We start from the raw sequence: 13,659 nt of genomic DNA on the forward strand, positions 1-13,659 counted from the left end.
CTTTCAGGCGCCTCCCTTGGTTTGGCGCTCAATTGCGCAAGGCGCACTGTCGACAGCGGTCTGGCGTAGCACTCGATTACCGGCACGGATCAGCCAGCAGGCGAGGATGAACGGCGCGGTCAGCGTTGGCAGACCGATGGCGGCAAACACCGGCGTCAGCAACAGCGCTGATGTAATACCGATGAGCGGCAGCCACGGCAGCCAAGGCTTCTGGCGCTGCGAGCTGAAGGCGAGGGCGGCGAGTACGGCGTTATAGCCACCGAGGCCGATCAATGCGGTGTAGAAGTCGTGATGTAGCAGGCTCCAGCCCATGCCTGCGACAGACGCCAACAACGCCCAGCAGAATGCGCGGCGATCAGCGATCAGCAAACCCACGGCAATCATCGCACCGGCCAGCGGATGACCGAGGAACATCACCTGGCCGAGGCCTTTCAGTGGTGCGGCGAGCATGTTCAGCGTATTGATTTCGATCAGGTGCGCATTTGTCGAGGGCGTGGCGAAGCACAGCAGCAACCAGCCCAGCCCCACGAAGGGCGCCGTATAGGCAGGCAGGTATTGGCTGACCCGGACGCGCTTGAGCCATTGTTGAGTGAACATCGCGCTGAGTCCGCCCGCAGCAATGATCAGCGGCGGCAACAGCGCGGACCAGGGGAAATACAGGCTCAGCAGCAAGCCGAGCAAGACACCGTTGTAACTGAACAGCCCTGCCTGGCGATCGGCCTTGGCGTAACCGCGTCGTTGCGCGGTGAGCAACCCGGCGACTCCGCCCAGCAGCGCACCGCCGAGCAGGGCGGGTGCGGTGAAAAGAATGGCCAACAGGCACAGCAGTCCGCACAGCGGGTTGCGCTGGAGGAAGATCTGGCTGAAGCCGTTGAACAGGGCAGTCGCCCAATCGGGGCAGTGGGTGTTGAAGTGGTTGGCAGGCATGGCAGTTCTGAAAGACAAAGGGAGCGAGTCGTCGAGCGCGACCCCGGCTGATCGCCAGCAGGCTGGCTCCCACACTGAATCTCAGTTCAGTCTTGATTCCGTGATCGACACAAAACCAATGTGGGAGCCAGCCTGCTGGCGATGAGGCCGGTATGGGCGCTCTAGATCAACGTCTCGATACGCAAGGAGTTAGTCGACCCCGGCTGCCCAAACGGCACACCCGCAGTGATCAATAACGTGTCCCCGCGCTTGGCCATGCCTTGTGCCTGGGCAATTTCCAGCGCCGTCGAGCACACCTCATCCACCTGTCGCAGCCGATCATTGACCACCGAGTGCACGCCCCACGCCACCGTCAACCGGCGAGCGGTTTGCAGGTTTGGCGTCAGGTTGAGGATCGGCACCGTCGGCCGTTCCCGCGCCGCACGCAAACTCGACGTGCCGGACTCGCTGTAATTCACCAGCACCGCCACCGGCAGCACATTGCTGATGCGACGAATCGCACAGCTGATCGCATCGGAAACAGTCGCTTCAGCCTTAGGCCGGCTGACGTCCAGTTGCGCCTGATAGTCCGGGCCGTTTTCCACTTGGCGAATGATTTTGCTCATCATCTGCACAGCTTCCAGCGGGTACTCACCGGACGCGGTTTCCGCCGACAGCATCACCGCATCCGCACCTTCGGCCACGGCGTTGGCAACATCGGTCACCTCGGCACGGGTCGGGGCAGGGGAGAAGCGCATCGACTCCAGCATCTGCGTCGCCACCACCACCGGTTTGCCGAGCTGACGGCAGATGGTGATGATGTTTTTCTGAATCTGCGGCACGCTTTCGGCCGGCACTTCCACGCCCAGGTCACCGCGAGCAACCATGATCGCATCGCTCAACTCAGCGATTTCGCGCAGTTGCGTCACGGCCGAAGGCTTCTCGATCTTGGCCATCAAGAACGCTTTGTCGCCGATCAGCTCGCGCGCCTCGCGGATGTCTTCCGGGCGCTGCACAAACGACAGTGCGACCCAGTCCACACCCAGCTCCAGACCGAAGCTCAGATCACGACGATCCTTGGCGGTCAGCGGGCTCAGTTCCAGCACCGCTTGCGGTACGTTCACGCCTTTGCGATCCGACAGCTCCCCGCCATTCAGCACCGTGGTGTCGATGGCGTCGGAGTACTTTGTCACCACGCGAAGTCGCAGCTTGCCGTCATCCAGTAGCAGGTCCATGCCCGGTTCGAGCGCCGCGATGATTTCCGGGTGAGGCAAGTTGACCCGGCGCTCGTCCCCCGGCGTCGGGTCAAGATCCAGACGCAGCGCCTGACCGCGATGCAATTGCACCTTGCCCTCGGCGAACTTGCCGACCCGCAGTTTCGGGCCTTGCAGGTCCATCAGAATGCCCAGTGGATAATTCAGCTGGCGCTCGACTTCACGAATCCACTGATAGCGCTGAGCGTGGTCGGCGTGATCGCCGTGGCTGAAGTTCAGGCGAAAGATGTTGACCCCGGCCTGCACCAGCTCACGGATGTCGTCGATCCCGTGAGTGGCAGGACCGAGGGTGGCGAGGATTTTGACCTTCTTGTCAGGCGTCATTTTTAGGGCTCTCGAGAATCAGGATGGCACGGAAGTCGTTGACGTTGGTGCGGGTCGGTTCAGTGACGATCAGCGCATCCAGCGCCTCGAAATAGCCGTAGCCATTGTTGTTGTCCAACTCGTCGCTGGCGCTCAGGCCGAGGACGGCGGCGCGGGCGTAGCTGTCCGGGGTCATGATTGCGCCGGCGTTGTCTTCGGAGCCATCGATGCCATCGGTGTCGCCGGCCAGCGCATAGACGCCGGGCAGGCCTTTGAGGCTGTCGGTCAGGCTCAGCAGGAATTCGGCGTTGCGTCCGCCACGGCCATTGCCGCGCACGGTGACGGTGGTTTCACCGCCCGAGAGGATTACGCAGGGCGCCGCCAATGGTTGACCGTGCAGCACGACCTGACGGGCAATACCTGCGTGAACCTTGGCCACTTCGCGGGATTCACCCTCCAGGTCGCCAAGGATCAGCGGGCTGAAACCGGCCTGACGCGCTTTCACCGCAGCGGCTTCAAGCGACTGTTGTGGGCGAGCGATCAACTGGAAGTGACTGCGCGCCAGGCTAGGGTCGCCGGGTTTGACCGTCTCTGATTCGGGGCTCTGCAGCCAGTTGCGCACCGAGGCCGGGACTTCGATGTTGTAGCGTTTGAGGATCGCCAGGGCTTCGGCGGAGGTGCTCGGGTCGGCCACGGTGGGACCGGAGGCGATGACCGTGGCGAGGTCGCCCGGTACATCGGAAATCGCATAGGTATAAACAGTGGCAGGCCAGCAGGCTTTGCCGAGGCGGCCGCCCTTGATCGCCGAGAGGTGTTTGCGTACGCAATTCATCTCGCCAATGGTGGCGCCGGATTTGAGCAGGGCTTTGTTGATCGACTGCTTGTCGGCCAGGGTGATGCCGGCCGCGGGCAACGCCAGCAGGGCAGAGCCACCGCCCGAGAGCAGGAAGATCACACGGTCGTCTTCGGTCAGGTTGCTGACCAGTTCCAACACGCGTTTGGCGACCGCCAGACCGGCAGCATCGGGCACCGGGTGAGCGGCTTCGACCACTTCGATTTTTTCACACGGGGCGCCGTGACCATAACGCGTCACCACTAAACCTGATACTTCACCCAGCCAGCAACGTTCCACCACTTGGGCCATGGCCGCGGCGGCTTTGCCGGCGCCGATGACGATCACCCGACCGCTGCGATCGGCAGGTAAATGGGCTTCGAGGACTTGCTGCGGATGGGCCGCGTCGATGGCTGTGGCAAACAGCTCGCGCAGGAATTGTTGCGGATTGACCGACATGGCGGGCTCCCGGATTTCTTGTTATTGGGTTTGACGCGAACCCTGTGGGAGCGAGCCTGCTCGCGAATGCGGTGTGTCAGCCAACATAAATGTTGAATGTGAAGCCGCTTTCGCGAGCAGGCTCGCTCCCACAAAGTTTTGTGCAGGTCTGGCGTTATTTATCGCGAATCGAGAAATTCGCCATGTGTTCCAGGCCCTTGATCAGCGCTGAGTGGTCCCAGTTGCTGCCACCGATCGCTGCGCAGGTGCTGAACACTTGCTGGGTGTTGGCGGTGTTCGGCAGGTTGATACCCAACTCGCGCGCGCCGGCCAGGGCCAGGTTCAGGTCTTTCTGGTGCAGGCTGATGCGGAAGCCTGGGTCGAAGGTGCCTTTGATCATGCGCTCGCCGTGCACTTCGAGGATCTTCGAGGATGCGAAACCGCCCATCAGCGCTTCACGGACCTTGGCCGGATCGGCACCGTTTTTCGAAGCGAACAGCAGGGCTTCGGCCACGGCCTGGATGTTCAGCGCCACGATGATCTGGTTCGCCACTTTGGCGGTTTGACCGTCGCCGTTGCCGCCCACCAGGGTGATGTTCTTGCCCATCGCCTGGAACAGCGGCAGGGCGCGTTCGAAGGCGTCGGCATCGCCGCCGATCATGATGCTCAGGGTCGCAGCTTTGGCACCGACTTCACCGCCGGACACGGGCGCGTCGAGGTATTGAGCGCCTTTTTCGTTGATCTTCGCGGCGAAGGTTTTGGTGGCGGTCGGCGAGATCGAGCTCATGTCGATCACGACTTTGCCTTTACCAACACCGGCCGCCACACCGTCGGCACGGAACAGCACGTCATCGACCTGCGGGGTATCCGGCACCATGACGATGATGAATTCGGCTTCTTGCGCGACTTCTTTCGGGTTTGCCAGGGCGACGGCGCCACCGGCAATCAGGTCAGCAGGCGCAGCGTCGTGGTGCGCCGACAGGAACAGGCTGTGACCGGCTTTCTGCAGGTTCAACGCCATTGGGTGGCCCATGATGCCGGTGCCGATAAATCCGATTTTAGCCATGAGAAAATCCTCTTGTTTTTGTGTTACTCAAGCAAATAGGTAAGCGCTGCTTTTTTGTGGGAGTGAGCCTGCTCGCTCCCACAAGGGAAATTGCGTCAGATCGCGTTATGGGTTTTAAGCCAGCCTAGACCTGCCTCGGTGGTGGTCAGCGGCTTGTATTCGCAGCCAACCCAACCCTGATAACCGATGCGGTCCAGGTGTTCGAACAGGAAGCGGTAGTTGATCTCACCGGTGCCCGGTTCGTTGCGCCCAGGGTTGTCGGCCAACTGGATGTGGTTGATCTCGCCCAGGTGCGCAGCCATGGTGCGGGCCAGGTCGCCCTCCATGATTTGCATGTGGTAGATGTCGTATTGCAGGAACAGGTTGGCGCTGCCGACCTGTTCGCGAATCGACAGGGCTTGCGCCGTGTTGTTCAGGTAGAAACCCGGGATGTCGCGGGTGTTGATCGCTTCCATCACCAGTTTGATGCCCGCCGCTTGCAGCTTGTCGGCGGCGTACTTGAGGTTGGCGACGAAGGTTTTTTCCACGGTGGCATCGTCGACGCCTTGTGGACGAATACCGGCCAGGCAGTTGACCTGGGTGTTGCCCAACACTTTCGCATAGGCAATCGCCAGGTCGACACCGGCGCGGAACTCTTCAACCCGGTCCGGCAGGCACGCGATACCGCGCTCGCCCTTGGCCCAGTCACCGGCCGGCAGGTTGAACAGCACCTGGGTCAAGCCATTGGCATCGAGCTTGGCTTTGATCTCGGCGGAGCTGAAGTCGTAAGGGAACAGGTATTCGACACCACTGAAGCCGGCCTTGGCGGCAGCTTCAAAACGGGCAAGAAAATCCTGCTCGGTGAACAGCATGGACAGGTTGGCTGCGAAACGCGGCATGGTGGTCTCCTCGTGCAGATTAAATACAGATGGCCCGGCTAAACGCGATCAGTCCCCTCTCCTGGGGGAGAGGGTTAGGGTGAGGGGGAATCTGAAGTCTGATCCCGATAATGCGAGCGCCGCAAAACCTTTCCCTCACCCCAGCCCTCTCCCGGGGGGAGAGGGGGCCAGACCGGGTCAATCCAGCAGCGAAATTGCAGTCGGCGCATCGTTGCCGACCAGCGCCAGGTCTTCGAATTCGTTGACGGCGTTGATCTCGGTGCCCATGGAAATGTTGGTCACACGCTCCAGAATAACCTCGACGATCACCGGCACCTTGAACTCTTCGATCAGCTCCTGAGCCCTGCGCAGGGCAGGCTGGATCTGGCTCGGTTCGAACACACGCAGCGCCTTGCAGCCCAGGCCTTCGGCGACTGCGACGTGGTCGACACCGTAACCGTTGAGTTCCGGAGCGTTCAGGTTGTCGAAGGACAGCTGTACGCAGTAGTCCATGTCGAAACCGCGCTGAGCCTGACGAATCAGCCCCAGGTACGAGTTGTTCACCACCACGTGGATGTACGGCAGCTTGAACTGCGCGCCCACCGCCAATTCTTCGATCATGAACTGAAAGTCATAGTCGCCCGACAGTGCCACGACCTTGCGGGTCGGATCAGCCTTGACCACACCCAGCGCTGCCGGAATGGTCCAGCCCAACGGGCCGGCCTGACCGCAGTTGATCCAGTGACGCGGTTTGTAGACGTGCAGGAACTGCGCGCCGGCAATCTGCGACAGGCCGATGGTGCTGACGTAGCACGTGTCTTTGCCGAACACCTGGTTCATCTCTTCGTAAACCCGCTGCGGCTTGACCGGCACGTTGTCGAAGTGAGTCTTGCGCTGCAGGCTGGATTTGCGCTGCTGGCAGTCTTGCAACCAGGCACTGCGGTTTTTCAGCTTGCCGGCGGCTTGCCATTCGCGAGCGACTTCGATGAACACGGTCAGCGCGGCAGCGGCGTCGGACACGATGCCCAGGTCCGGGGTGAACACGCGGCCGATCTGGGTCGGTTCGATGTCGACGTGAATGAACTTGCGGCCTTCGGTGTAAACGTCGATCGAACCGGTGTGACGGTTGGCCCAACGGTTACCGACGCCCAGCACCAGGTCGGACTTGAGCATCGTCGCGTTGCCGTAGCGGTGCGAGGTTTGCAGACCGACCATGCCGACCATCAGTGGGTGATCGTCCGGGATCGTGCCCCAGCCCATCAGGGTCGGGACCACCGGAATACCGGTCAGCTCGGCGAACTCGACCAGCAATTCGCTGGCGTCGGCATTGATGATGCCGCCACCGGCCACCAACAACGGACGCTCGGCCTGATCGAGCATGGCCAGGGCCTTCTCGATTTGCACGCGGTTAGCGGTTGGCTTGGCCAGCGGCAGTGGTTCATAGGCGTCGATGTCGAATTCGATTTCAGCCATCTGCACGTCGAACGGCAGATCGATCAGCACCGGGCCCGGACGGCCGGAGCGCATTTCGTAGAAGGCTTTCTGGAACGCGTAAGGCACCTGACCCGGTTCCATGACGGTGGTTGCCCACTTGGTCACTGGCTTGACGATCGCGGTGATGTCGACAGCCTGGAAGTCTTCCTTATGCATACGGGCGCGGGGGGCCTGGCCGGTAATGCAAAGAATCGGGATCGAGTCGGCCGAGGCGCTGTAGAGCCCGGTGACCATGTCGGTACCGGCAGGTCCGGAAGTGCCGATGCACACGCCGATGTTGCCGGCCTTGGTGCGGGTGTAGCCCTCGGCCATGTGCGAGGCGCCTTCAACGTGGCGAGCGAGGACGTGATCGATGCCACCGACCTTCTGCAAGGCGGAGTACAGCGGGTTGATCGCGGCGCCCGGGATGCCAAAAGCGGTATCAACCCCTTCACGGCGCATCACCAGAACGGCGGCTTCGATTGCTCTCATTTTGCTCATGGTTTTGGTGCCTCTTACGTTTTATAATTGTATACAAGTGGCTTTGCGCAGAGTGTATTCACGGCGGACGGCGCAGGTCAATCCATTTTCTCAAGCGGCCGTTTCATTCGTCGGAAGCCCGATCTACTGTGGCTTTTCGTCGCATGTGGCGCTTTTCGAGAATTATTGTATACAAAAAAATAACTCATTGTGTTCTATTTGTTGCATCGGACTGCTTAACAAAAAACAGTCCAACCGCTTTCCCTATAACAAAATGAGGACGGCACCATGAGCGCTTTAACCTTGAAAGTTGCAGTCAACCTGGCCAATCAGGCTATCTCCGCAGGGCGTGCAATCTCGGCGGCTCCATTGACCATCGCAGTACTGGATGCGGGTGGGCACTTGGTCACCCTGCAGCGTGAAGACGGCGCCAGCCTGCTACGCCCGCAGATCGCCATCGGCAAAGCCTGGGGCGCCATCGCCCTGGGCAAAGGCTCACGCCTGCTGGCGCTGGACGCACAACAACGCCCGGCGTTTATCGCCGCTTTGAACAGTCTGGGGCAGGGCAGCGTCGTCCCGGCACCGGGCGGCGTTCTGATTCGGGATCAGGAAGGGAATGTGCTGGGGGCTGTTGGGATCAGCGGTGATCTTTCTGATGTTGATGAGCAATGTGCGATCAACGCAATCGAGGCGCTGGGGTTGCGGGCGGATGCGGGGGTGACTGCTTGATTTTGTAGTGACTGATCTACCGCCTTCGCGAGCAAGCCCGCTCCCACATTGGTTCGTCTGTGGACACAAATTGTGTGAACACTGTAGATCAACTGTGGGAGCGGGCTTGCTCGCGAAGGCGGCCTCTCAGACACATCCAGCTAAAAGTCTGCCGCACCCTCAAGCATTCGCACGTCTAGCCTTCTCATGAATTCATCATGAGAGAAGGCAAAGGAATGCCTGAACCGTCAGCTTCACATCGCCTGCGAATCGGCCGCTATGCCGAGCAAAACCGGATCTATCTCTTGACTGCCAATACCCTGAAACGGGAGCCGGTTTTCAGGGATTTCACCTTGGGAAGATTGGTCGTACACCAATTCAAGCAAGCACAGGACCAAGGGTTTGCCGACTCTTTGGCCTTTGTCGTCATGCCTGATCATTTTCATTGGCTTGTCCAGTTGCAAAAAGGGTCGCTGGGCCAGTTGATGTGCCAGGCAAAATCGTTAAGTACTCGAACAATCAATGCCGCCACTGGCAGGACGGGCAGTCTTTGGCAGCAGAGTTTTCATGATCATGCATTGCGGCGGGAGGAGGATTTGGTGAAGCTTGCTCGATATGTTGTCGCCAACCCATTGCGGGCGGGGCTGGTTGATAAACTTGGCGACTATCCGTTGTGGGACGCCATTTGGCTTTAGTCTCAGGACTGAGTTGCCCCATTCGCGAGCAAGCCCGCTCCCACAGGGGATCTTCGGTGTGTTGGAGATCGAGTGTGGGAGCGGGCTTGCTCGCGAATGGCCGCACCACGGTTTAACGGTCGGGCTCACACCCCTTGAGCACCAACCGGATAATCGTCTGCGCCGCCGCTTCATAGTCGGCCTCATCCAGCTTGGCCTTTCCGGTTACCGCGGAAATCTGCCAGTCGAAGTCGGCATAGGTCTGGGTCGCGGCCCAGATGCTGAACATCAGGTGGTTGGGGTCGATCGGGGCGATCTGGCCGCGGTCGATCCAGGTCTGGATGCAGTCGATGTTGTGCTTGGCCTGGCCGTTGAGCCGTTCAACCAGATCGGCGCTCAGGTGCGGGGCGCCGTGCATGATTTCGCTGGCGAACACCTTGGAGGCGAAGGGCAGGTCGCGGGAGATACGGATTTTCGAGCGGATGTAGCCGCTCAGCACTTCACTGGGCACGCCGTCGGCATTGAACGGTGTCGAGGCCTGCAGGATCGGCTCGATGATGCTTTCCAGGACCTCGCGGTAGAGGTTTTCCTTGGATTTGAAGTAGTAGTAGACGTTGGGCTTGGGCAATCCCGCCTTGGCTGCGATGTCACTGGTTTTGGTCGCAGCGAAGCCCTTGTCGGCAAATTCTTCACTGGCGGCACGCAGGATCAGTTCTTTGTTGCGCTCGCGGATAGTGCTCATAAACCAGGGGGTTCCTTGCCTGTTCTGGCGGTTGCGCATGGTAGCACCGGCCTCGCGCGGCGCTCAAGAATGCCCCGTGCGGCACCCGGCCGCGTTATGCTGCGCGGCATCCACTCAAGAAGGAAACCTGATTCATGGCAGGAAGCAGTTTGCTGTTGCTGATCGACGACATTGCCGCGGTACTCGACGACGTGGCATTGATGACCAAAATGGCCGCCAAGAAGACTGCCGGCGTGCTCGGCGACGATCTGGCGCTCAATGCCCAACAGGTTTCCGGTGTGCGTGCCGAGCGGGAAATCCCGGTGGTGTGGGCGGTGGCCAAGGGCTCGTTTCTCAACAAGCTGATCCTGGTGCCCTCGGCGTTGGCCATCAGCGCGTTCATTCCGTGGCTGGTCACGCCGTTGTTGATGATCGGCGGCGCGTACCTGTGTTTCGAAGGTTTCGAGAAACTGGCCCATAAATTCCTGCACAGCAAGGCTGAAGACCAGGCGGAGCATGCAGAGCTGGTCGAGGCCGTGGCTGATCCGGCGGTCGATCTGGTGGCGTTCGAGCAGGACAAGATCAAAGGCGCCATCCGCACCGATTTCATTCTCTCTGCAGAAATCATCGCCATCACCCTCGGCATCGTGGCGGATGCCTCGCTGACCCAACAAGTCATCGTGCTTTCGGGCATTGCCATCGTCATGACCATTGGCGTGTATGGCCTGGTGGCCGGCATCGTCAAACTCGACGACCTCGGTTTGTGGCTGACCCAGAAGCCTGGCCAGATGGCCAAAAGTATCGGCGGCGGGATCCTGCGTGCGGCGCCGTACATGATGAAAAGCCTGTCGGTGATCGGCACGGCGGCGATGTTTCTGGTGGGTGGCGGAATTCTCACCCACGGCGTGCCGGTGGTTCATCACTGGATTGAAAGCGTCAGCGCGGGTGCGGGTGGTGCCGGGTTTATCGTGCCGACGTTGCTGAATGCGGTGGCGGGGATTGTGGCGGGGGCGGTGGTGTTGGCGGGTGTGATGGTTGTCAGCAAGCTCTGGAAAGCAGTGAAAGGTTGAAGCCGGGCACTGTCTAAATGTGGGAGCGAGCCTGCTCGCGAAGAGGCCATAACATTCAACATCCTCGTTGACTGATACACCACTTTCGCGAGCAGGCTCGCTCCCACAGTTGACTTGTGGTGATTGAGATTACGGGCATGAAAAAGGCCATTCGATCTGCATCGAATGGCCTTTTTTGTTGAATTACTCGGCGATCTGCAACTTGCGCGACTCGGTGTACACGTAGCGCACTTTCTCGTACTCGAACGGCGAGTTCAGCTGGCCATAGCGGAAGCTGTTCTGGTAGCGCTTGTCGACGCCACGCAGTAGCCAGACCTCAGGATGGTTGGAGCTGACCTCGGAGACGTTCAGGAAGTTGATCGCCGATTCCGCGCTGAAGTCCACCACCAGGCCGCCGGTATCGCGGATGTTCGAAGGGCCGAGGATCGGTAACACGAAGTAGGCGCCGCTGGGTACACCGTAGAAGCCCAGCGTCTGGCCGAAGTCTTCGTTCTGGCGCGGCAGACCCATGGCGGTGGCCGGGTCCCACAGGCCGGCAATGCCGACGGTGGTGTTGAGCAGCAGGCGCGCGGTGGTTTCCATCGAGCGCTGCCCCTTGAACTGCAGCAAGCTGTTCAACAGGTTCGGCACGTCACCGAGGTTATTGAAGAAGTTGCTGACACCGGTGCGCAGGAAACTCGGCGTGATGTAGCGATAGCCATCGACCACTGGCAGGAATACCCATTGGTCGAAACGGTAGTTGAAGTGGTAGACGCGACGGTTCCACTCTTCCAGCGGGTCGTAGACGGCCAGCGCGCTAAGCGTCGAGCGTTCGAACTCGCGCTGATCCAGCCCCGGGTTGAATTTGAGTTTGCTCAGCGGCTCCTTGAAGCCGTCACTGTCAATCACAACCGGCGCGTTGGCTTTGCTGTTGTCGGCATTGGCGACACCTGCACAGAGTAGCGCTGCGATAAGCAGGAGGTATTTAGCCACGGAAGAACTCCAGCATGGCGTCGCTGTTGACGCGGTAATTGAGGTTGCCGCAATGGCCGCCCAGTGGATAAACGGTCAAACGATCGCCAAAGGTCTTGCGCAGGAAGCCGAGGTCACCAGGGCCGAGAATCACGTCGTCGGCATTGTGCATGACGGCGATTTTCGGGCTGTCGTGCAGGTAATCCTTGAGTGCATACAAACTGACCTGGTCGATCAGTTGCAGCAGGCTGCCGCCGTCGGTGCGGGCGCGCCACATCGGAATGACTTGCTCGGTGATGTAGCAGTCGAAGTCGCACTGCAGCGCGCGTTTGAGGAACGGCGTGAGGGTGGTGCCTTCGGTGATCGGGTATTTCGGTGGAGTGATCAGTCCGCGACGGTTGATCAGGTCCGAGGTGAAGGCAATGTCGGCTGCCGAGAAGCGGAATGAAGTGCCGATCAGCATGGCCATCTGTTCGTTGCTCAGGTGCTGCTTGGACTGCTGGAAGTCGTAGAGCAGGGCATCGTTGAGGTCGATGTAGCCTTTCTGCTGGAAGTAGCGGGTCAGTTTGTTCAGCACCAGTTCATAGAACGTTGTGCTGTTGTTGATGCCTTTGACCTCGGTCTGGACGAGCTTGTCCAGATTGGTAATCGAGGTGTAGAGGTTGACCGGCGGGTTGAGCAGCAAGACTTTCTTGAAGTTGAAGCTGCGGCGGGTTTCATCCAGATGCGCGACGAACGCCGCATCCAGTGCGCCCAGGCTGTAACCGGTCAGGTAGTAATCGGTAACTTCCACATGCGGGTTTTGTGCCCGCACGGCCTGCATCACCCGGTACATGTCTTCGGCGTCTTCCTTGGTGATACCGGGCGTGGCAAAGCGTGAGGCGGCGCTCATGAAGTCGAAGCTGGTGGGCGACGACAGTTGCACCACGTGGTAGCCGGCCTTGTAGTAGAGCTTCTTCAGGTATTCATTAAGGCTGCTGTCATAGCGCGCGCCGGTGCCGGCGATCAGGAAAATCAGCGGAGCGGCTTTATCCTGGGTGGCGATGCGGTAGGTGAGTTTCTTCACCGGCCAGAAGTTGTCTGGCAAATCGAACTCACGCTCCGGGCGTAACCTGACGCTGCGGGTTTCCTGGTTGATGTCATCGTCCAGCGGCAAATCCGGACGCAGGTCCGGCGGTGTCGTCGCGATGGTCGCCTCGAACGGGTTGGTCAAGGGGTAGCCATAGCTGGCAGCGTCGATATCGACGGCCAGTGCGGACGCACTCAAAATAAGGCCGCCAAACAGGGCGGCGAAGCGCAAGGAACGGAGCATGACTAGATCCCTTAGAGAAAGGTGCCGAATGAAGTTCGCAGGCTATGACCACGGGGGTTGCGCCAAAGTGCCATGGATCGGCACCAATCAGGCCTAATTTTGGGGTAATAGTAGACGGACGATACACTTTGCAGCTATTTCGTGGCCAATTATCTGTTCCGCGCGTTTGCTTACCGCTAGCGGCAGATTAAGCTGGCCGCCGTTTTCGTTTATTGGAGTGCTTCATGTCCCGCCGTCTGCCTGTGATTCTGCTGCTCGTTCTCCTGCCGTTATGGCTGGCCGCCAGTTATGGCGCGCGTTATGGCTTTATGGAGGATGCTCAATGGGTCGGCATCTGCGTGGACGAAGCGAGTCGCTGGGAATGCCAGGTTCGTTCGAGCCTGGGCCTGATGATTCACTTCAATGTCTTGGGTTTCGCGGCATTGGCGGCAGCCGTTACCGGGTTTGTGCTACCGGGCCGGGCAGGGTGGTGGTTGGCGGTGCTGGCGCTGGTGTTCGGGTTTCCGGCGCTGGCGTTGTACAACACGACGTTGGCTGTTTTTGCGGTGGTCATTGCTGGATTGCGTTTGGTCCGCGCGACCCGCGTCGCCTGAT

The 13,659-nt window shown here is 60.0% G+C and carries 13 protein-coding genes; 4 read left to right on the forward strand and 9 right to left on the reverse strand.

Features of this window, described 5'->3' with window-relative positions:
- Positions 1-3 precede the first annotated feature (3 nt).
- The 6 genes from JFU47_RS25535 to gcl form a co-directional block, all read right to left on the reverse strand.
- Positions 4-927 carry an urea transporter gene (locus JFU47_RS25535; RefSeq protein WP_201186524.1) on the reverse strand — a complete coding sequence of 308 codons (924 nt, stop codon included), beginning with the start codon at positions 925-927 and terminating at the stop codon, positions 4-6.
- A gap of 161 nt (positions 928-1,088) precedes the next feature.
- Entirely contained in the window at positions 1,089-2,504 is a 1,416-nt protein-coding gene (gene pyk, locus JFU47_RS25540; protein WP_134098036.1) for a pyruvate kinase, read from the reverse strand.
- Positions 2,494-3,774 carry a glycerate kinase type-2 family protein gene (locus tag JFU47_RS25545; RefSeq protein WP_201186526.1) on the reverse strand — a complete coding sequence of 427 codons (1,281 nt, stop codon included), beginning with the start codon at positions 3,772-3,774 and terminating at the stop codon, positions 2,494-2,496. The genes pyk and JFU47_RS25545 overlap by 11 nt, the downstream gene beginning before the upstream one ends.
- Positions 3,775-3,928: 154 nt before the next feature.
- The gene (locus tag JFU47_RS25550; protein WP_201186528.1) at positions 3,929-4,819 is read right to left on the reverse strand and encodes a 2-hydroxy-3-oxopropionate reductase; all 891 of its coding nucleotides are present in this window, start codon (positions 4,817-4,819) and stop codon (positions 3,929-3,931) included.
- 95 nt (positions 4,820-4,914) lie between these two features.
- Positions 4,915-5,697 (reverse strand): hydroxypyruvate isomerase, encoded by a 783-nt coding sequence (gene hyi, locus JFU47_RS25555; RefSeq protein ID WP_010456880.1) that lies wholly within the window; start codon positions 5,695-5,697, stop codon positions 4,915-4,917.
- Between the two features lie 177 nt (positions 5,698-5,874).
- Positions 5,875-7,650 (reverse strand): glyoxylate carboligase, encoded by a 1,776-nt coding sequence (gcl, locus tag JFU47_RS25560; protein ID WP_201186530.1) that lies wholly within the window; start codon positions 7,648-7,650, stop codon positions 5,875-5,877.
- A 267-nt stretch (positions 7,651-7,917) separates the two neighbouring features.
- Here gcl and JFU47_RS25565 point away from each other — a divergent pair, with 267 nt between their 5' ends.
- Together JFU47_RS25565 and JFU47_RS25570 are read left to right on the forward strand one after the other, a co-directional pair.
- Positions 7,918-8,358 carry a GlcG/HbpS family heme-binding protein gene (locus JFU47_RS25565; RefSeq protein WP_149629130.1) on the forward strand — a complete coding sequence of 147 codons (441 nt, stop codon included), beginning with the start codon at positions 7,918-7,920 and terminating at the stop codon, positions 8,356-8,358.
- 215 nt (positions 8,359-8,573) lie between these two features.
- Positions 8,574-9,032 (forward strand): REP-associated tyrosine transposase, encoded by a 459-nt coding sequence (locus tag JFU47_RS25570; RefSeq protein ID WP_201187335.1) that lies wholly within the window; start codon positions 8,574-8,576, stop codon positions 9,030-9,032.
- A gap of 112 nt (positions 9,033-9,144) precedes the next feature.
- Here JFU47_RS25570 and JFU47_RS25575 read toward each other — a convergent pair whose 3' ends face one another.
- Positions 9,145-9,753, reverse strand: a complete 609-nt coding sequence (locus tag JFU47_RS25575; RefSeq protein ID WP_046054318.1) for a TetR/AcrR family transcriptional regulator — start codon at positions 9,751-9,753, stop codon at positions 9,145-9,147.
- Between the two features lie 134 nt (positions 9,754-9,887).
- On the opposite strand from JFU47_RS25575, the gene JFU47_RS25580 reads away from it, so the two are divergent.
- Positions 9,888-10,802 carry a DUF808 domain-containing protein gene (locus tag JFU47_RS25580; protein WP_201186532.1) on the forward strand — a complete coding sequence of 305 codons (915 nt, stop codon included), beginning with the start codon at positions 9,888-9,890 and terminating at the stop codon, positions 10,800-10,802.
- Between the two features lie 183 nt (positions 10,803-10,985).
- On the opposite strand, the gene JFU47_RS25585 is transcribed toward JFU47_RS25580, so the two are convergent.
- On the reverse strand, positions 10,986-11,774 hold the full coding sequence (locus JFU47_RS25585) for an MlaA family lipoprotein (RefSeq protein ID WP_201186534.1): 789 nt from the start codon (positions 11,772-11,774) through the stop codon (positions 10,986-10,988).
- Entirely contained in the window at positions 11,767-13,065 is a 1,299-nt protein-coding gene (locus JFU47_RS25590) for a serine/threonine protein kinase (protein WP_201186536.1), read from the reverse strand. The genes JFU47_RS25585 and JFU47_RS25590 overlap by 8 nt, the downstream gene beginning before the upstream one ends.
- A gap of 224 nt (positions 13,066-13,289) precedes the next feature.
- Between JFU47_RS25590 and JFU47_RS25595 the strand changes: the two genes are divergently transcribed.
- Entirely contained in the window at positions 13,290-13,658 is a 369-nt protein-coding gene (locus tag JFU47_RS25595; protein ID WP_201186538.1) for a hypothetical protein, read from the forward strand.
- Position 13,659: the final 1 nt, after the last annotated feature.

This window comes from Pseudomonas sp. TH39(2020) (assembly GCF_016650715.1).
GTDB lineage: Bacteria > Pseudomonadota > Gammaproteobacteria > Pseudomonadales > Pseudomonadaceae > Aquipseudomonas > Aquipseudomonas mandelii_C.

Coding starts and splice junctions, on each gene's coding strand:
- JFU47_RS25535 (WP_201186524.1), bottom strand. CDS start 927: ATGCCTGCCAACCACTTCAACACCCACTGCCCCGATTGGGCGACTGCC.
- hyi (WP_010456880.1), bottom strand. CDS start 5,697: ATGCCGCGTTTCGCAGCCAACCTGTCCATGCTGTTCACCGAGCAGGAT.
- JFU47_RS25570 (WP_201187335.1), top strand. CDS start 8,574: ATGCCTGAACCGTCAGCTTCACATCGCCTGCGAATCGGCCGCTATGCC.
- JFU47_RS25580 (WP_201186532.1), top strand. CDS start 9,888: ATGGCAGGAAGCAGTTTGCTGTTGCTGATCGACGACATTGCCGCGGTA.
- gcl (WP_201186530.1), bottom strand. CDS start 7,650: ATGAGCAAAATGAGAGCAATCGAAGCCGCCGTTCTGGTGATGCGCCGT.
- JFU47_RS25550 (WP_201186528.1), bottom strand. CDS start 4,819: ATGGCTAAAATCGGATTTATCGGCACCGGCATCATGGGCCACCCAATG.
- JFU47_RS25575 (WP_046054318.1), bottom strand. CDS start 9,753: ATGAGCACTATCCGCGAGCGCAACAAAGAACTGATCCTGCGTGCCGCC.
- JFU47_RS25590 (WP_201186536.1), bottom strand. CDS start 13,065: ATGCTCCGTTCCTTGCGCTTCGCCGCCCTGTTTGGCGGCCTTATTTTG.
- JFU47_RS25595 (WP_201186538.1), top strand. CDS start 13,290: ATGTCCCGCCGTCTGCCTGTGATTCTGCTGCTCGTTCTCCTGCCGTTA.
- JFU47_RS25545 (WP_201186526.1), bottom strand. CDS start 3,774: ATGTCGGTCAATCCGCAACAATTCCTGCGCGAGCTGTTTGCCACAGCC.
- JFU47_RS25565 (WP_149629130.1), top strand. CDS start 7,918: ATGAGCGCTTTAACCTTGAAAGTTGCAGTCAACCTGGCCAATCAGGCT.
- pyk (WP_134098036.1), bottom strand. CDS start 2,504: ATGACGCCTGACAAGAAGGTCAAAATCCTCGCCACCCTCGGTCCTGCC.